16 protein-coding genes and 1 tRNA gene are annotated in these 18,098 nt (G+C 67.5%); 13 read left to right on the forward strand and 4 right to left on the reverse strand.

The features are described from left to right. Nucleotides 1-11: 11 nt before the first annotated feature. From P24_RS14025 to P24_RS20125, 4 genes are read left to right on the forward strand one after another with little or no spacing between them, the layout of a single operon-like run. On the forward strand, nt 12-1,883 hold the full coding sequence (locus tag P24_RS14025) for a glycosyltransferase family protein (protein WP_008945396.1): 1,872 nt from the start codon (nt 12-14) through the stop codon (nt 1,881-1,883). Next, nucleotides 1,880-2,950, forward strand: coding sequence for a glycosyltransferase family protein (locus tag P24_RS14030; RefSeq protein ID WP_008945397.1), 1,071 nt, complete (start codon nt 1,880-1,882; stop codon nt 2,948-2,950). Before P24_RS14025 ends, P24_RS14030 begins: the two co-directional genes overlap by 4 nt. Next, entirely contained in the window at nt 2,947-3,960 is a 1,014-nt protein-coding gene (locus tag P24_RS14035) for a hypothetical protein (protein WP_008945398.1), read from the forward strand. Before P24_RS14030 ends, P24_RS14035 begins: the two co-directional genes overlap by 4 nt. A 3-nt stretch (nt 3,961-3,963) precedes the next feature. Beyond that, nucleotides 3,964-4,716 carry a hypothetical protein gene (locus P24_RS20125; protein WP_156816317.1) on the forward strand — a complete coding sequence of 251 codons (753 nt, stop codon included), beginning with the start codon at nt 3,964-3,966 and terminating at the stop codon, nt 4,714-4,716. 138 nt (nt 4,717-4,854) lie between these two features. Here the strand turns inward: P24_RS20125 and P24_RS14045 are convergent. From P24_RS14045 to P24_RS14055, 3 genes are all read right to left on the reverse strand, one after another. Beyond that, nucleotides 4,855-4,931: transfer RNA gene (locus P24_RS14045), tRNA-Pro, on the reverse strand. Between the two features lie 96 nt (nt 4,932-5,027). Beyond that, complete coding sequence (locus tag P24_RS14050; RefSeq protein WP_008945400.1) at nt 5,028-5,378, reverse strand: hypothetical protein; 351 nt, start codon at nt 5,376-5,378, stop codon at nt 5,028-5,030. A 118-nt stretch (nt 5,379-5,496) separates the two neighbouring features. After that, the gene (locus P24_RS14055; RefSeq protein WP_008945401.1) at nt 5,497-6,519 is read right to left on the reverse strand and encodes a polyprenyl synthetase family protein; all 1,023 of its coding nucleotides are present in this window, start codon (nt 6,517-6,519) and stop codon (nt 5,497-5,499) included. 124 nt (nt 6,520-6,643) lie between these two features. Between P24_RS14055 and P24_RS14060 the strand changes: the two genes are divergently transcribed. The 4 genes from P24_RS14060 (at nt 6,644) to P24_RS19370 (ending at nt 10,638) form a co-directional block, all read left to right on the forward strand. Further along, nucleotides 6,644-6,871: a putative signal transducing protein gene (locus P24_RS14060; protein ID WP_008945402.1), complete on the forward strand. Its 228-nt coding sequence runs from the start codon at nt 6,644-6,646 to the stop codon at nt 6,869-6,871. Beyond that, entirely contained in the window at nt 6,852-7,589 is a 738-nt protein-coding gene (locus P24_RS14065) for a tRNA1(Val) (adenine(37)-N6)-methyltransferase (protein WP_008945403.1), read from the forward strand. The genes P24_RS14060 and P24_RS14065 overlap by 20 nt, the downstream gene beginning before the upstream one ends. Nucleotides 7,590-7,936: 347 nt before the next feature. Beyond that, nucleotides 7,937-8,776, forward strand: coding sequence for a calcium-binding protein (locus P24_RS14070; RefSeq protein ID WP_008945404.1), 840 nt, complete (start codon nt 7,937-7,939; stop codon nt 8,774-8,776). Then, nucleotides 8,773-10,638 carry a glycosyltransferase gene (locus P24_RS19370; RefSeq protein ID WP_008945405.1) on the forward strand — a complete coding sequence of 622 codons (1,866 nt, stop codon included), beginning with the start codon at nt 8,773-8,775 and terminating at the stop codon, nt 10,636-10,638. The genes P24_RS14070 and P24_RS19370 overlap by 4 nt, the downstream gene beginning before the upstream one ends. Here P24_RS19370 and P24_RS14080 read toward each other — a convergent pair. Then, nucleotides 10,602-11,492 carry a glycosyltransferase gene (locus P24_RS14080; RefSeq protein ID WP_008945406.1) on the reverse strand — a complete coding sequence of 297 codons (891 nt, stop codon included), beginning with the start codon at nt 11,490-11,492 and terminating at the stop codon, nt 10,602-10,604. The genes P24_RS19370 and P24_RS14080 overlap by 37 nt on opposite strands. A gap of 47 nt (nt 11,493-11,539) precedes the next feature. Between P24_RS14080 and P24_RS14085 the strand changes: the two genes are divergently transcribed. From P24_RS14085 to P24_RS14105, 5 genes are read left to right on the forward strand one after another with little or no spacing between them, the layout of a single operon-like run. Continuing rightward, the gene (locus P24_RS14085) at nt 11,540-12,274 is read left to right on the forward strand and encodes a glycosyltransferase family 2 protein (RefSeq protein ID WP_008945407.1); all 735 of its coding nucleotides are present in this window, start codon (nt 11,540-11,542) and stop codon (nt 12,272-12,274) included. 5 nt (nt 12,275-12,279) lie between these two features. Beyond that, the gene (locus tag P24_RS14090) at nt 12,280-14,760 is read left to right on the forward strand and encodes an O-linked N-acetylglucosamine transferase family protein (protein WP_192813249.1); all 2,481 of its coding nucleotides are present in this window, start codon (nt 12,280-12,282) and stop codon (nt 14,758-14,760) included. 10 nt (nt 14,761-14,770) lie between these two features. Beyond that, on the forward strand, nt 14,771-15,550 hold the full coding sequence (locus tag P24_RS14095; RefSeq protein ID WP_008945409.1) for a sulfotransferase family protein: 780 nt from the start codon (nt 14,771-14,773) through the stop codon (nt 15,548-15,550). Further along, nucleotides 15,547-17,253 carry an O-linked N-acetylglucosamine transferase family protein gene (locus P24_RS14100; protein WP_008945410.1) on the forward strand — a complete coding sequence of 569 codons (1,707 nt, stop codon included), beginning with the start codon at nt 15,547-15,549 and terminating at the stop codon, nt 17,251-17,253. Before P24_RS14095 ends, P24_RS14100 begins: the two co-directional genes overlap by 4 nt. Continuing rightward, nucleotides 17,250-17,822 carry a DUF924 family protein gene (locus P24_RS14105; RefSeq protein ID WP_008945411.1) on the forward strand — a complete coding sequence of 191 codons (573 nt, stop codon included), beginning with the start codon at nt 17,250-17,252 and terminating at the stop codon, nt 17,820-17,822. The genes P24_RS14100 and P24_RS14105 overlap by 4 nt, the downstream gene beginning before the upstream one ends. The last annotated feature ends 276 nt before the right edge of the window (nt 17,823-18,098 follow it).

An 18,098-nucleotide genomic window follows, 5' to 3' on the forward strand; every position in this document is an offset into this window, starting at 1 on the left:
GAAACCGAGACATGACCGCCGAGAGCGACTTCCACCGGGAGATCGAGGATATCGCCGCGTATTTCGACGCGGTTTTCTATCTCGACCGCAATCCCGACGTGGCCGCCGACGGCATGGACCCCGTCGCGCATTATGTGCGGTATGGCTGGCGCGAACGCCGCGACCCGTCGCCCGACTTCTGCACACTGGCCTATCTGCAGGCGAACCCGGATGTCGAGGCGGCGGAAATCAACCCGTTCTGGCATTACGTCATCTTCGGGCGCTACGAGAATCGCAGTCTGCGCCCCGCCGAAGAAACGCCACTGCATGAGCGGCAGGCCGATATCATCGCGCCGCATGTCGATGCTGCCTTCTATCTTGGCAAATATCCGGACGTCGCCGAGGCCGGCATCGACCCGGTGCAGCATTACTGGCTGTCGGGATGGCGGGAAGGCCGCGACCCCAGCCCCGCCTTTTCGACCGGCTTCTACCTTTCCAGCAACCCCGATGTCGCCGAGGCGGGCATCAACCCGCTCTGGCATTATGTCGTCGCCGGCCAGGCAGAGGGACGCGCGCCGCGCCACCCGGCGGGCCGCCGGCATGAGCTTCTGGCGCAGCAGACCAGCTTCAATGCGCTGGTCGCCAAATGGCTGAAGCAGGAGAAGCCTCCCACACGTCAGAAGGCGGCGACGCTTGGCAAGCGCATCCTCGCGCGCCGCAAGGCCGGCCAGGACCGGCTGGTGATCGCAGCCGGGCAGGATGATTACCGGAAGATCGGCGGCGGCGTGCAGTTCTGCATCCAGCGCGAGGAGAAGCTGGCCCCGGCGCAGGGCGCGCTCTATGTGAACATCCATCCCTGGCAGCCCCTGCCATGCCTCGCGGACCGGAAAGGCGATCCGCTGATGCGGGTTATCGCGGCGGGCGAAGAGGTGGGCACCGTCCTGATGTCGGAGCTTACCGCCTGCATCGGATCGCTTGCGGGAAAGTTCACGGCGACCAGCCTGATTGTGCACCATCTGATGGGGCACCAGCCGGAGGCGCTGGCCGCGCTGGCGCAGGCCGCCGGGGCGTCGTGCCATGTCTGGCTGCACGATTCCTTCACCATCTGCCCCAGCTTCGCGCTGCAGCGGAACAATGTCGCCTTCTGCGGCGCGCCGGACATCGCCTCGAACGCCTGCCAGCTCTGCCTGTTCGGCGAGGCCCGCCGCGACCACCAGCGCCGGCTTGCCGCCTTCTTCCGCGACACCGGCGCCACCCTGATCGCCCCGTCGGAGCCAGCGCTGGCCTTCTGGCGCGCGCGCGGCGGGATCGAGGCCCGTTCCGCCATCGTCATCCCGCACCTGACACTGGCGGAGGAAAAGGTTACCACTGCTGCCAAGCCGGGCGATCCGGACAGACCGCTCCGGCTCGCCTTCATCGGCACACAGCTGCCCTACAAGGGCTGGACGGTCTTCTGCGACCTTCACGAAGCGCTCGCCGGCCAGACGGACCTGGAATTCTGGTGCTTCGGAACGGCGTCCCCCGGCCTGACGGGCATCACGCATGTTCCGGTGAACGTCAAGGCGGAAGATCCCGACGCCATGGTGACCGCCCTGCGCGAGAAGGATATCGATTTCGTCCTGCACTGGGCGGATTGCTTCGAGACCTTTTCCTTCTCCACCTGCGAGGCCATCGCCGCCGGCGCCAGCGTCATCACCAACCGCACATCGGGCAATGTGACGGCCATCATCGAGGAGACCGGCCACGGCATCGTGCTGTCCGACAAGGCGGAGCTGCTGGCTTTCCTGACAAACGGGCAGGCCGGGAAGATGGCGCGGAACCGGCGGAAGGCCGCCGGCATGACCCGCATCGAACGGCGCTACAGCGCCTTGTCCTTCGCCGCGCTGGACGGAAGTGCGCCATGACGATCCATGCCTTCACCAGCTTTTCCTACAGCTATCTGAACCGGGCGCGGGTGCTGGCCACGACGCTGCGCCGGCAGCATCCGGACTGGGTGCTGTGGGCGGTGCTGACCGACCGCGCGCCGGAAGGCTTCGCCATCGACTGGGACCGAGAGGAGTTTGACCGCGTCCTGACCGCCGAGGAACTGCTGGGCGAGACTGCCGGGCAATGGCTGTTCGGCCACGACGTCATCGAGGCCTGCACCGGCGTGAAGGCAGCCGCGATGCAGTGGATCATGCAGAGCGATACCTGCACGAAGCTGTTCTATTTCGACCCTGACATCGCGATCCTGAACCCGGTGACGGAGATCGCCGATCTGCTGGACAGCCATTCCATCGTGCTGACGCCGCACCAGATCGACCCGGAGCCACGCGCCAGGCGCGGCGCTATCATGGATAACGAGATGGCCTCGCTGCGCCACGGTGCCTTCAATCTGGGCTTCCTTGCCGTCCGCAACGACCAGGAAGGCAAGCGCTTCGTGGACTGGTGGGCGGACCGGCTGCAGGACTGGTGCCATGACCGGCAGGATATGGGCGTCTTCGTCGATCAGAAATGGTGCGATCTCGTGCCCTGCTTCTTCGACCGGGTGAAAATCCTGCGCGACCCCGGCTGCAATGTCGCCAGCTGGAACATCAGCCAGCGCCGCCTGTCCTTCGACGACCAGGGCATGGCACGGGTCAACGGCCAGCCCCTGCGCTTCTTCCATTTCACCAAGCTGGGCGCCGTCGGCGATGCGATGACGCAGCGCTATGCCGGGGACAATATCGAGGTCTATGAGCTGTGGCTCTGGTATCGCAACCAGATCGAGAAGGCGACCAGCCCGGAAATCCCCAACCGCTACTGGTATTATGATAGCTTCGACAATGGCGTACCGGTCCCCAAGCAGGCGCGGGTCCTGTACCGGGAACGGAGCGACCTTAGGGCCGCCTTCCCCGACCCCTGGAAGGCCGAGGGCGGCTATTTCGAGTGGCTGTGCAGGGAAACCGACTTCATGGCCGGTATGGCGGGCATTAGCGGGAAACCGGCTTGAGCAGTGTTCCTGAATCGATCGCGCGGTTCTTCGACCTCCGCAAGGCGGGAGAGTTGCAGGACTTCATCGCCGGTCTCGACCCCGCCGATCCGCTGCAGGCGGCCCTCAGGCGCTATGCGCTGACCTGGCCGGCGAGCAGCGCGGCGGACAACGAAGCCGCCTTCGACCCTGCCCGGCACCTGTCGGCGGACCTCAGCGCCGCCCTGCTGGGCGACTGCCCCTGCATCTTCCTCGGCAGCAACGACTGGGCGATCCGGGCGATGGCGCCCATCGAGGCGCTTGAGGATAAGATGCGGCTGTTCGCCCGCCATATCCGATACGTCCGCAAGCAGTATGCCGATCGCCAGGTGCTTGCTGTCGTTGTGCCGGAAAAGGACTTCCTGATGGATGCGCTGTTCACGCGCACAGGAGACTACGCTGGCATGACCGAGGCGATGCAGCGGCTCGGCGCAGGGCTGGACGAGAGCGGTATAGATCTGCTGTTTCACCAGTTCATTGACGGGCTGGAAAAATACCAGCCGCGCGAGGAGCTGCTCTATTTCGACACGCATCTGCCCACGCGTAATTACGTCCAGATTCTCGCCAATGTGCTGCAGACGCTCGACCTCAACTGGCAGGAAGTGGAATCCGGCTTACAAGTGATTCCAGGTGAGGACGCGCACGACCTCCTCGAAAAACTGGCGGGCAGACCGGAAGAGCTGCAGCCGGTTTATGTGCCGGATTTCCCCGGTGCCTCTGTCACACTTTCGGCAGGCGACGAGAGTTACCGCACGCCGCTGGGCGAGACCTGGCAGCGCCATGCCAACAAGAACCCGATCATCGCAAAGAAGGTGCTGCTGCTGGGGGATTCGCACAGTTCGATCCATGCCAACCGCAAGCTGACCTATCTGTTCAGCAGCGTCTTCGCGGAAACCGAGTTCCATTGGAATCCCTGCGGGGTGCGCGGTATCCTTCCGGAGACGGATGCCGATATCGTCATCCTTGAGATTTCCCAGCGCTTCGTATTCTGACAAATGCTAGGCAGAACGCTGTTCCTTCATGTTGGCTTCCCGAAATGCGGATCGACATCGCTGCAAGAGGCGCTGTCGCAAGCTGAAGGTGTTACTTTTCCCACCGCTGGCCGCAATGGTGGAGAGCATCTATGTCTGCCCTTAAAGCTTCGCGGCGTTGACGCCTACACATCCCAGTGGTTTTCGCATGAATGGGTTGATGTCCAGTACGCGGCATTAATGGACGAGATCGAGGCGGCGCCCGCTTCCAACTCCGTTGTCGTCAGTTCGGAGCGTCTGGCATCAACAACGCCCGAAGAGGCGCCAGTATTGGCTGCCATGTTTGAGGGCTGGTGGGTTGAAGTGGTTATCGTAAGGCGCCCGGCCGAACGGTTTATCGATTCGCTCTGGCGGCACGCGGTTTTCTGGCACGACTATGCTTGGGAACTCGACGTACTGAGGCGGGAGATGAGCGAGTTTTCCTTTGAGCGCACGCAAGCCATCTTCGCCCCCCACTTCCCGGTCCATATGCTGGATATGGACAGCCCCGATTATGAGGCCCGGCTGTCCGCGCTGTTCGGCGCACCGATCAGGGTGGGCCACGCGAATGTCGGCGTACCGGCGGCCCTTGCCGAACTGTTGCAGACCAACCACCGGCTGATGGGCAGCGCGCGCTTCAAGGCGGCCTTCCCCTATGCGGTGAAGGAGGCCATGCGCGCGGCCATGGCGGGCGAGCTGACGCCCGAGACCGATCCGTTTGACGTGCCTATTTTCTAGTGCCAGCCATCGACCGTCAGCGCGGCAATCAGGACAAATTTTCGGAGGGAAGGGCTGCAGAACCGGCACCGGTCTTGTGCATATCCGGTTCAGACGCTGCCCGGCAGCGCGGCGGTCCGTGACCTATTCCAGGTGGAATGGTCGGAGCAGCAGGATTTGAACCTGCGACCCCTGCCTCCCGAAGACAGTGCTCTACCAGGCTGAGCTATGCTCCGGACCGAGGGCGTGCTTATAGCGCCCCAAATCCCTGCCCGCAAGGGCAAAGCCACGACATTCGCGCGATTGTCTCCGCCTGCCTGCGAACAGCCGCGTCAGCCCTTGCCGAAAACCGCGGTGAAGGTGTTCGAGACCGTATCCCCAAGGCCTTTGAGGCCGATCAGGAAGAAGCCCGCGGTGGCAAAGCCGAAGCCGCCAGCGACCTGTTCCAGCGCCGCCTCGTCCAGCTCGCCATCGGCAGTGCGGGGGGCTTCGACCAGCGCGCTTTCGACAATCGCGGCATCGCTATCATCGACATCGAAGCCGGAGCGCCGCGCCACCGCGAGGATCGCCGCGCTGACCTCCGGCTTGCCGGGATTGGCGGGCAGCAGCTCCCGCACCTGGGCCTGCAGCCCCTCATCCTTCGCCAGATCGCCGAGAAAAGACGTAATTGCCGCTTCAGACATGGAGTGTCTCCCTTCTGTATCGAGGGAGACAGTATCGGCGGCCAGGAACAGCCGCACTGTCCCTTCCGTCCCGGATCGGTTGACGATTCGTCCTGAAAAGCCTCAGCCTGAAATAACCTCAGAAGGCGCGCTCGACCGTGAAGTCGATCAGGTCTTCCAGCGCGTCGCGCAGCGGCGAGGCCGGGGCGACATGCAGCGCCTCGCGCGCCGCCTTGCCGTAGCCGCGCGCCCGCTCCAGCGACTCCGCCAGCGTGCCATGCCTGGCCATCAGCGCCATGGCGTGTTCAAGATCGCCGTCGCGGATGTCCTGCTCTTCCAGCGTACGCTGCCAGAAGCCGCGCTCCTCCGCATCGCCGCGCGCAACCGCCAGGATGATCGGCAGGGTGATCTTGCCGTCGCGGAAATCGTCGCCGACCGCCTTGCCCAGCTCCGCCTGCTTGGCCGAATAATCCAGCACATCGTCGGTCAGCTGGAAGGCGATGCCGAGATTGAGGCCGTAGGCGGCGAGTGCCGCCTCCTGCTCCGGCGTCGCCCCCGCGACCACCGCGCCGACCTGCGCGGCGGCGGCGAACAGCTGCGCCGTCTTGGACTCGATCACCTGCAGATAGGCGGCCTCGTCGGTGGAGATGTCGTTGGCGGTGATGAGCTGCTGCACCTCGCCCTCGGCGATCACGGCCGAGGCGTTGGAGAGGATGCCCAGCACCTTCAGCGAGCCGGCATCGACCATCAGCTGGAAGGCACGGCTGAACAGGAAGTCGCCAACCAGCACGGAGGGCTTGTTGCCCCAGATCGCGTTGGCGCTGTCCACGCCGCGGCGCAGATCGCTCTCGTCCACCACATCGTCATGCAGCAGCGTTGCGGTGTGGATGAACTCCACCGCCGTCGCCAGCTTCACATGGTCATCGCCGCCATAGCCCAGCAGCTGGGCAGCGGCCAGCGTCATCATCGGGCGCATGCGCTTGCCGCCGGCGGCGACGATATGGCTGGCCAGCTGCGGGATCAGCGCCACGGGGCTCGCCATGCGCTCCACGATCAGCCGGTTCACCCGCTCCATGTCTTCGGCGACGAAGCCGCTCAGCCGGTCGAGTGCGCTGCGGTTCGCCGGCTTGCTGTCCTCTGATACGCTGGTGGCTGTGGCCACGGATGCACCTTATGCTCGGTTGGCTTTAGCGGCCCGGCTTGACGCCTGCCCGCGACGACAGCGAGCATAAGACCGGTGCACCATCGGTCAAGTGCAACCGACTGCCGCATGCAAGGAGAAGCCATTGCGCGAGCTGATGCGCACCAACGACCCGGTGAAACTGTCCTGGCTGGTCTCGCTGCTGGCCGATTCCGGCATCGAGGCGCTGGTGTTCGACACCCATACCAGCATCCTGGAGGGCAGCCTGGGCGTGCTGCCGCGCCGGCTGATGGTCACCGACGATGAGTATGATGCCGCCTGCCGGCTGCTGCGCGATGCCGGCGAGGAGCCGTATGAGCCCGGATTTTTCTGAAGACCGGCTGCTGGGCGGGCGCGTCCTGCTGCGCCAGCCGAGGCAGGGCTACCGCGCCGCCATCGATCCCGTACTGCTGGCCGCGTCGCTCGACCCGAAACCGGGCCAGCATGTGCTGGATATAGGCTGCGGTGTTGGCGCGGCGGCGCTGTGCCTGCTGGCGCGGCGGCCGGACATCACGATCACCGGCATCGAGATCCAGCCCGGCCTTGCCGAACTGGCGCGTCAGAACGCGGCGCTGAACGGCGTTGCCGACCGTTTCCAAATCATCGAGGGCGATATCGCCACCCTGCGGCTGGCGGAGCGCTTCGACCACGCGATGAGCAACCCGCCCTTCCTGCCGCCGGATCGCGGCAATGCCCCGCCCGATGCCTCCAAGGCGCTGGCCCATGTCGAGGGCGAGGCCGACCTGCCCGCCTGGACGCACTTCGCCGCCACCGCCCTGCCGCATCGCGGCACGCTGACGCTGATCCACCGCGCAGACCGGCTGACGGAATTGCTGGCAGCGCTGGAAGACGCGCGCTTTGGCAGCGTTGTGATCTTTCCGCTCTGGCCGCGCACCGGGACACCCGCCAAGCGCGTGCTGGTCCGCGCCGCCAAGGGCGGCAAGGCGCCGCTGGTGCTCTCGCCCGGCCTGCTGCTGCACGGCGCCGACGGCGGCTTCACCCCCGCCGCCGAGGCAATCCTGCGCGATGCGGCAGCCCTGACGTTGGGGTGAGGGCGCTCTACAGCATGTCTTTCAAGACGATTGTCCGTCTCCCCTCACCCAGATTCAGCTAGGCTCACTATCGTTCACCAAGCTGTCGCAACCCTCTCCCCTTCCGGGGAGAGGGATAAGAAAAATGACATCAAAAAAACTCCCTCGCCCCCTTGGGGGAGAGGGTTGCGCAGCCTTATCGAGGCGAAAGCCGAGATTAGGCGAAGCTGGGTGAGGGGGTAAGCAACTGGAATTCCTAGAAATTCATCCGCCCTCACATTTTTCTTCCCGAACGTTCCGGCATGCTATTGTGTGCCGCGCGCAAGAATGGTGAAATTTAATCAACTACACCATTTCTGGAGCGGCGGATGGCGACGGTGCCCTCGGCGCATTTCGCGGAGAATCCGGCGCTGTCCCCCTCCGAGAAGGCCGCGCTGGACGGTCTGCCCAGCTTCGATGCGATCCTCCGCCCCACCCACCCCGCCGATGTAATGAGTGCCGGCAGCGCCGGTTACGATTTGCTGCTGCTGGATTTCACCATCGACGCCCTGCCCGACGCGGTGGAGGCGGTGGAGATTACAGGCACGCAAGGTGTCTCGCTGGCCGCCAACGCGCTCGGCAATCTCGTCGTTGGCGGGCTGGGCGCTGACACGGTGCTGGGCCAGCAGGGCGACGACACGCTGCTGGGCGGCACCGGCAGCGACCTTCTGGGCGGCGGCAAGGGGAGCGACCGGCTGGAAGGCGGGGCCGGCGACGACACGCTGTTCGGCGGGCGCGGCAGCGACATACTGAGCGGTGGGGCCGGCCGCAACGAGCTGCAGGGCAATCGCGGCGCCGACACCATTCTGGGCGGAGATGAGGGCGATTTGCTGCGCGGCGGCAAGGACAGCGATTCGATCCGCGGCGGTATTGGCGACGACACGATCCATGCCGGCAAGGGCGGCGACACGCTGGCCGGCGGGGACGGGGCCGACAGCTTCCACTTCAAGGCCGGGGACGAGGAGAATCTGATCCTCGATTTCGACCTCGCCGAGGATGTCATCCTGCTGGCCGCCGATCTGGGCCTCGATGCCGCCATGGCGCTGGCGCGGATCGGCATTGATGGCGAGGGAAATGCGGTCATCGATCTCGGCCATGACAGCTACATAACGCTGGCCGGCATCGACCCGGCGGCCCTGACCCTCGATCACTTCCTGGTTCTGGGATGAGCAGCGCGCTGCCGCTGCGCAAGCCGGAGGTACAAACCTCTGCGCTGCCCTGCACCGGCTTCGCGCTGGCCGGGGGTGGCATCCTGCATTGTTTTGCCAGCGACCGCCCGATGGACACCCACCAGCCGCCGCTGCTGGAGGACCGCCTGGCGCGGCACTGGCGCATGCGCAACCATCTGGACGTGGCAGCGCGCGCCGCCGGCCTGCCGGGCTGGATCGTGCTGCTGGAAACCGTCGAGCCGGCCACGCATATCCGCCTCACAGCGCGGGACGGCAGCGCGGTGGACATCGCCTCGTCCGAAGCGCTGGCGCTGTCAGCGTTGGGGCGGCATATCCCCGTCGGCTGGCTGCCGCTGATCACCCGCTTCCTGCCCGGCGAACCGACACTGGCCCGATTACTGGAGAACGGCCCGCAGCCACGACGGCAAAGGCTGCACGATCCCGAACCGGACCAGCCGCAGGACACGCCCCTGCCCCTGACGCGGCTGATGACGGCGCTGCGGCATCTCAGACCCGATGTGACGGCGCGCCATCCGACTAACGGGGATTTCCTGGCCTGGTGCCTGCTGGAGGGAAGCCGCGACTATCCGGCCTTGCGTGAAAACCCGGCCTGGCAGGGCGCGCCCTTGCGCCGCGCGGTGCAGGCGGCGCGGGCCGATCTGCAAACCGCCTTCGCCGATCCGGATGGTCCAGCCTTCACTGACTGGTGCAGAACCCATGGCGCGGCGGAAGTGCCGGCGCTGGCGGCCCCTGCCATCCGGCGCACGCCTATTCATTTGCAGAAGGGCGGCGTCACCCTCGTCGGCCATGTGCAGGGGGCGCTCGGCATTGGCGAGGATTGCCGGATGGCCGCCCGCGCGCTGCAAGCCGCCGGGGTACCGGTCGCGGTGCTGGACGTGCCGGTACCGGGCGATACGGCGGATGACAGCTTGCGTGGCCTGCTGAGCGACGCCCCACCCTATGCGGCGACCCTGCTGTGCCTGACCGGCTTTGCCAGCCTGGAGCTGTTCGCCCGCGAAGGCGGCGGCTTCTGGGATGGCCGGCGGATCGCTGGCCTGTGGCCCTGGGAACTGCCGCGCTGGCCGGCGCGCTTCGCCGCTTCCTACGATCTGGTCGATGAACTCTGGGCCGCCAGCACCTTTACCGCCGCTGCCTATGGCGACGCGCCGGTACCGGTGCGGCATCTGCCGCCTGCCGTAGTGGTTTCTCCCGCCAGCCTCTCCCGCGCCGATTTCGGCCTGCCGGCGGGAAGCTTCCTGTTCCATGCCGGGTTCGACGGTAATTCGACGCTGGCGCGCAAGAACCCGCTGGGTGTCATCGACGCGTTCCAAATGGCCTTTTCGCGCGCCCGCCGCGATGTCGGCCTCGTGGTGAAAGCGATGAACCTGCCGCCGGAGTCGGAACTGCAGGACGCTATTGCCGCCGATCCGCGCATAAAGCTGATCGACCGCCGCCTGCCCCGTGCGGAGGCCGAGGCGCTGCTCGCCTGCTGCGACGCGCATATCTCGCTGCACCGGGCGGAGGGGTTCGGACGTATTCCGGCGGAAGCGCTGGCGCTGGGTCTGCCGGTGATCGCCACAGGCTGCTCCGGAACAGCGGATTACCTGACGGCGGAGACCGGCTTTCCCGTCGCATACAGCCTCGTCCCCGTGCCGCCCGGCGCCTATCCACACGGCGAGGGCCAGCACTGGGCGGAACCGGATATCGCGCATGCCGCCCGGCTGACGCGGCAGGTGGCGGACGATCCGGCCAGTGCCCGAACCGTCGCCGCACGCGGACAGGCATTGATCCGGCGGGATTACAGCCCCGAAGCCGCTGGCCGCCGCTACCGTGCCCGGCTGGAGGAACTGGGATGGCTGTGAAGCATCACGAAAGCCGGATCGGATGCCACCCGCGCTTCAAGTGCCGCCAGCGCAGCCGGCCCGGCCGCCGTGCCATAGGCAGCGCGCACCGAGGGCCAGCCAGCCGCCGGGGCAGTGCCCGCCGCCACCTCCTCTGCGTAGGAGAGCGGCCAGCGCTCCGGCACCTCCAGCCCGTGCCGGTGCAGCACCTGCATCGATTCGACGAACACGGTGGCGCGCAGCCGCTCGGTCTTGGCCCCACCATGGCGGCGCTGCAGCGCCTGAACCTCCGGCACAAAGCCGATCCGCCCCGGATAGCACTTCCAGGCGCGCAGCCAGAGGTCGAAATCCATCGCGGTTTCCAGCCCCTCATCCAGCGGCCCCAGCGCCGCCTGCGCCGCGCGGCGCAGAAGCACGGTCGGCTGGCAGACGAAGCAGCCATCGCGGAAATCATGCAGCAGCCCATCCGCCCGCACCGGATAGGCACCGAGATCGCGGCCATCCGTATCGATCCAGCGCGCATGGCCATGCGCCAGCGCGAGATCGGGCTGGGCGGCGAACATCGCCCGCATCCGGGCGAGCGCGCCCTCGGCCAGCACATCGTCGGCATTCAGCCAGCCAATGAGGTCGCCGGTCGCCAGCGCGAAACCCCGGTTCAGCGCCTCCGCCTGCCCGCCATCGGCTGCGCGCAAAACGGTCAGCCGGTCCGGATACCGGGCCTTGAAGCCGGCCAGCACCTCCGCCGTGCCATCGGTCGAGAGATTGTCGAGCACGATCACCTCATCCGCCGAATCCGCCCCGTCCAGAGCACTGGCGAGCGCCTGACCGATGAACCGGCCCTGATTGAAGGAGGGCATGACGAGGCTGATGCGCATGCCCCAGCGTCACACGGAACCGGATCGCACGAAAGGCGGAGGCGCGCATGAGCCTCCGCGCCTGCATCCTGGCCTCCTGCGACAATGCCCCCTATCTGGCAGACGCCATCGCCTCGGTACAGGCGCAGAGCCTGCCCTTCGAGGTCATTGTCATTGCCGACGATGCCTCCACCGATGGCTCTCGCGAGCTGATCCGCAGCCTCGCGGCGGCGGACAGAAGGATCGTCCCGGTCCTGCGCGAACGGCGGCTGGGGCCGGGCGCCAACCGCGATCTTGCCATCCGCGACACACAGGCGGACTGGATCGTCACGCTGGACGGCGACGATGTTATGGCGCCGGGCAAGCATGCAGCGGAATGGGCGGCGGTGGCGCCCTTCGCGGGCCGCGCGCCGGCCATCGGCTTCTCCGATGTGGCGCTGACAGATGCCTTCGGCGCCGAAACCGGGCGCTGGTCGCTGTCGCTCCATGCCGCGATGGATATGGCGGAGCGCACCGGCTGGTTCGCTCGTCGCACAGCACCGATCCCGCGCGACATGCTGCTGCCGAAGCCGCTGTATCTGCAGGCCGGCGGCTTCGCGCACGATCTGCCGCTCTATGAGGATTGGGACTTCAAGCTGCGGCTGTCCGCCCTGCCCGCTGTCTGGCGGCATTCCGGGATCATCGGTACGCGCTACCGCCGGCAGGGCGGCGGCCTGTCCGATGCGCCGCCGGGGGAGCATACGCGCTGGCAGGCAGCGGTGCGGGCACGCAACCGCGACCTGATTGCGGAACTTCCCGCATGATCCCGGTGCTGCGACCTCTGCCTGAGGAGGCACCGGAGGAAGGCTGGCGCGACACGCGGCGGCAGCTGGCGCAATTACTGCCGGAGATTCCGCCCATCGGCCTGGGCACGGCGCTGCGCGGCGATCTGGGCGTGCTGTACCGGCAGGTGGCGGCCCGGAACCTGCGCGCCCTGCCTGATCCGGGTGATCCGCTGCCTGCCTTCCCGGAACCCGGTGATCCGCGCTTCTGGCCCGGCCTGCTGGGCCAGCTGCTGTATGACTGGCCGCATCGCTGCCTGCCTGATATCGAGGCCCTGGAAGACTGCCCGCCACCGCTGCTGGAAGCGGTGGTGCACACGCTGCTGGAGACCGGCCTGCCGCTGGATACAGACGATGCCGAAACCGCCCGGCGCGAAGCCTGGTACGCCAGCCTCATCGGCTGGATCGAGGCGACAGTCTCGGCCGATCCCGCCGGGTACCGGGCACGCCTGCTGTTGCGCGCCTTCCAGTCCGGTTGCAATTTCCTCGCGCATTTCCGGGGCCGCACGGACCGCGAGACCCTCGCCCGGCGCGGCCGGCTGATTGCGCATCTCGCCGGGGCATCCGGCCCTTGCCGGCCGCCGCGCAGGTCGGGGCGGATACGGCTGGGTTTCCTTATCCTCAATGCCGGCAACCGTACCGAGACGCGCGTGCTGCTGCCCTTCCTTACCGGGCTGAACCGCGCCCGCATCGAGGGCTTCCTGATCCTGATCCACGGCATCCGCACCGACGCGGCGCGCGCCAATGCCGCGTGCGCGGAGCGCATCATCGATCTGTCAGGCGTTCCGGAGGCGGAACGAGCGGACTACATTCGCGGTTTCGACCTCGACATTCTGGTGTTCGCCAACAATCTGCTCGGCCGCGCCGGCGAATATCCGCGTCTTGCCTGCCAGCGACTCGCCCGGCGGCAGGTCGCCACCATCGCCAGCCCGGCCAGCACCGGGCTACCGGGGATCGACCGGTTCCTGACCTCGGCAGACGCGGAAAGCGGCGATATTTCCGGACGTTACAGCGAGAAACCGCTGCTGATGGAGGGGCTGCCGGTCTGCTTCGCCGAACCGCCCCTGCCTGCTCATCGACCACCCGAATCTCATCTGATCGACCTGCAGGTGGCGGAATTGCGCCGCGCGGTCCCCGGCCCGGCGACCCTGCTGCTGGCGACGGCGCATGCCGCCAAGCTGAACCCGGCCCTGCGTGACTGCTGGCTGTCGATCCTGGAACGCGCGCCAGAAACTGTGCTGTTGCTGCTGCCCGGCAATCCCGGCTGGACCGTGCCGGTGGAAAGCCGCGCGGTGCTACGCTGGATGCGGGAGGCCGCAACGGCGCGCGGCCTCGATGCGCGCCGCATCGCCGTGGCCGGGCCGTTCCAGGATCGGGCGGCGCTCGTCCATCTGGCGCGGCGGGCGGATATCTTCCTCGATTCCTTCCCCTATGCCGGCTGCGCCAGCCTGATCGACCCGCTGCGCGCCGGCACGCCGGTGGTAGCACTGGAGGGCGCGGCACAGAAGGAACGGCAGGGCGCGGCGCTGCTGCGATCCATCGCTCTGGACGCGCTGGTGGCCGGCGATCCGATAGCTTATGCCGATATCGCGGTGGCGCTGGCAGGGGATGCCAGCGCGCGCGAGCACTGGCGCAGCCGCATCCTGTCACGCATCGAAGCAGCCCCGTTCCTCGATCCGGCGGATTTCGGACGGCGCGCCGCCGCCTGCTGGGAAATCCTGTTCCGCGAGATCATGGAGCAGGAAGCACAGGCCGATCCACTGGCGGCGGAGACCCTGCGCGGCGATATGCGGTCGCAGGGCTTCGGGCGCGGCTGGCATGCTCCTGAGGCGGGAGGCTGGCGCTGGTCCATCGGCGGGGAGGCGGCGCAACTTTCGCTTCCTGTCCCGTTTGCCGGTCCTGCCATGCTGGAACTGGCGCTGCGGCATCTGCCGGATGGCGCAAGGGGTGGGCTGCGGGTGGAAGTGGGCGGCAGGCCTGTCCCGCACCGCCTGCTGCCGGCGCCCGATCCCGCCGAGGCGGCTCTGCTGCGTGCCACGATCCCGGAGGCGCTGCTGGTGGGCGGCACGGCCGAGATCGCCCTCCAAGCACCGCCGCAGCATGCGAAGGGCGACCCCCGCCCGCTTGGCGTGGCGCTGGCGCGCTTCGCGCTGCAGCCGGCGGCGGGCACGATCCGTATCGACGCTGCGAAACCGCTGCTGGCGACCGGCTGGGAGATAGCGGACGGGTTGTTCCGCCTGACGCCGGGCCGCACTGGCACGCTCTTTCCGCGCACCCCGCTCGCGGGCTGGCATCTGCTGGTGCTGGAGGGGCTACAGGCGCAGGCACCGCCACGCCTCACCGCCGGTGGGCAGGAGATCGCGGTGCGGGACGGCATCGCCTATCTGCCGCCCTGCGACCGCCTCGCCCTGACGGCAGCGTTCGGCCTGACGCTGAAAGCCTTCACCCTGTCGCCGGTGGCCCTGTGAGGGGGATGCTATGAAGCTGCGGCTTATCCATCAGCTCGCGCGCAGCGGCGGCACGCTCATCAACCGCCTGCTGCTGGCGCAGGGCGTGGCGGTGCTCAGCGAGGTGCATCCGCTGGGCTGGGCCAATCTCGACCCGCTGGCGCAGGCCCGCGACTGGTTCGGCCTGATCGGTGCGGACGATCTGCAAGGCCAGGACGGGCTGCCCTATGCCGACGCCCTCGCGCTGATCGCGGACAAGGCCCGGCGCAAGAGGCGGCCTCTGGCGGTCCGCGACTGGAGCCATCTCGACTTCATGCCCATCGGCATGGGGCTGAAGCCGGCGCTGGTGTCGGCACAGGCGGCGGTGCTGGCGGACTGGTTCGACCTGATCCGCGTGACCACCACCCGCCATCCGCTGGATCAGTGGCTGAGCCTCGCCGCCATGCTGGCCGCCGAGGGCCGCCCGCCCCGGCAGGCCGAGCTGGAGCACTGGCTGGACGGCATGGTGGCCTTCGCGGTAATGGCAGCGGCAACCGGTTTCGTGCGCTATGAGGATATCGCCGCCGATCCGGCGGCCGGCATGGCAGAGCTGTGCCGGAGACTGGCCCTGCCTTTCGATCCAGCGCGGCTAGAGGGCTGGCGCGAGACCACGCAGTTCAGCACCGGCGGCGTGCCGGGACGCGCGGCATTCTCCACGGCAATCGAGAGGCTGGCACCGCGCCCGGCGCCGCTGCATATCCTGCACCGGCTGAACCGCGACCGGCGCTACCGGCAGGCACTGGAATTGCTGGGCTATGAGGTGTGGGCATGAGCCCCCCGCTCCCCGCCTTCCGCCGTATCGCGCTGGCACGGCGCTGGCTGACGCGCAATGCCGCCGAGGCGGAAGCTTCCTTCCGTGGGCCGGAGGGAAAGACGCTGCTCGCCGCGCTGGATGCCCCGCCGCTGCGCTGGCCAGACGCGCCGGAGCTGCTGGAGGAGGCTGTTGCCAGGCTGCGCCACGCCGATACCCCCGCCGCGCGCGCCGCCCCCCTGCTGGCGGGGCTGCTGCTGGCAGAGCCTTATCGCCTGCCGCCGCTCGATCCGATTGCGGGCCTGCCCGTCTGGCTGGGGCCGGCGCTGTTCCGCACCCTCGCGCGCGGGCCGGATTTCTTCCGCGAGCCCGGCGATCCGGAGCGCTGGGCGCGCTGGGCGGAAAACCTGCTGGACGCCATTGAGGCCGCCCCGCCCGCGCGGCACCCCGACGCTTTCGCGCTGCTGGAGGCACTGCGCCTGCATGCCGCTTTCGCCGGGACCGGTGACCTGCGATCCCTCATGGCGCGGCGCGGCAAGCTGATCGCGCGCTTTTCCCATGCCGAGGAGTGGATACCGCCGAGACGTGACGACGGGCAGATCCGCCTCGGCCTGCTGGCGATGCGGCTGGATGACCGGCCGAACACGCGCTTCCTGCTGCCGCATCTGGCCGGACTGGACCGTAAGCGTTTCGTCGTCACCGCCTATGGGCTGGCCGGCGAAGAGGACAATATGGCGGCGCTGGCACGGCTGAAAATCGGCCGCGTAAAACGGCTGGACGGCATGAGCCTTGCGGCGCGGGTGGCGGCGATCCGCAATGACCGGCTGGATGTGCTGCTGGTCGGCGGCAATGTAGCAGCCGCGATTGACCCGCTGGCGCGGCTAGCGGCGCACCGGCTCGCGCCCGTGCAGATCGCCTTGGCCGCCAGCCCGGTCACCACCGGCCTGCCCGGCATGACGCATTTTCTGGTCGGCAGCGAGACACCGCCCGAGGCCGAGAACCATTACACGGAACAGCCAGTACGGCTCGACCGGCCCTTCTGCTGCTTCGCCCCCAGTCTGGCGCAGGAAGTGCCACCTCTGACCCGCGCCAGCCTCGGCATTCCGGCGGAAGCGACCCTCCTGCTCTCCACCGCCAACCTGATGAAGCTGACGGCGGAGACGCTGGGCTGCTGGCTTGCCCTGCTGGCGGAGGCGGAAAATACCGTGCTGCTGCTGGCCCCCTTCAACCCGTTCTGGACCGGCCCCGACGCTCCCGTCGCCCGCTTCCGCCAGCATGTCGAGGATCGCGCGCTGGCGCAGGGCGTGGCGCGCTGGCGGGTGCGGCTGGCCGGCCCCTTCGCCGAAGCCGGCAGCCTCACGGCACTGGCCGGAATGGCCGACATCTTCCTCGATGCCTTTCCCTATGCCGGCTGCACCAGCCTGCTCGCCCCGCTGGCTGCCAGCCTGCCCGTTGTCACCATGCGCGGCACAAGCCAGCGCGGCAATCAGGCGGCAGCGATGCTGGAGGCGCTTAGGCTTGGCCATCTTGTCGCCCGAAACGATGCGGAGTATCGGCGCATCGCCTTGCGGCTGACCGGCAACCCGGCAGAGCGGCAGCATATCGGCGACGCGATCCGCCGGGCGTTGCCGGCAGCGCCTTTTCTGGATGGTGCCGGCTTCGCCCGCTCGCTCGACGCCATGCTGTCGGCTATGATCGCGGAAAATCGAGGGAGAGTGGAATGACCCCGCGCGACATTCTGGATTTCTGGTTCGGCAAGCAAGCCTCGCCAGGCTATGGCGAGAAGCGGGCCGTCTGGTTCGAGAAGAACGAGAATTTCGACGAGGAAATCCGCGAGCGCTTCCTGCCGCTGGTGGAGGATGCGCTGGAGGGCGGCCTGTCCACCTGGGAGAGCGATCCGGAGAGCTGCCTCGCGCTCATCATCCTGCTCGACCAGTTCCCGCGCAACCTGTTCCGCGGCACGGCGCGCGCCTTCGATGGCGACATGCGCGCGCTGGAACTGGCGAAGAAGGCGCTGGCGGAGGGCTATGACCGCAAGCTGCTGCCCCTGCAGCGGCTGTTCGTCTATCTGCCCTTCGAGCATAGCGAGGATCTGGCCGACCAGGACCGCTCCGTCGCCCTGTTCGAGAAGCTGAGCCAGGAAACCGACGATCCCGGCTGGCATCATTACGCCGTCCTGCACCGCGACATCATCGCCTGCTTCGGCCGCTTCCCCCACCGCAACACGGCGCTGGGCCGCGAGATGACCGAGGAGGAAAAGAGTTTCCTCACCCAGCCGAATTCGTCGTTCTGAGGGGCTACATACCCCCTCACCCAGCTCTGCGTACACCCTCTTTCTTTCCCTCGCCCCCCGCTGATGGCGACCCATCGCTATCAGCTATCGTTAGCCAAAGGGGGAGAGGGTTGCGCAGCCTTATCGAGCCATCGGCGAGATTAGGCCAAGCTGGGTGAGGGGGATGGCGAAGGGCGGTGCCGGTCTCCCCTCACCCAGCTACAGCTAGGCTCACTACCGTTCGCCAAGCTTCCGCATCCCTCTCCCCTTCCGGGGCGAAGGATATCCTTACATTCC

The organism is Oceanibaculum indicum P24, assembly GCF_000299935.1.
In the GTDB taxonomy this organism is placed as follows: Bacteria; Pseudomonadota; Alphaproteobacteria; order Oceanibaculales; family Oceanibaculaceae; genus Oceanibaculum; species Oceanibaculum indicum.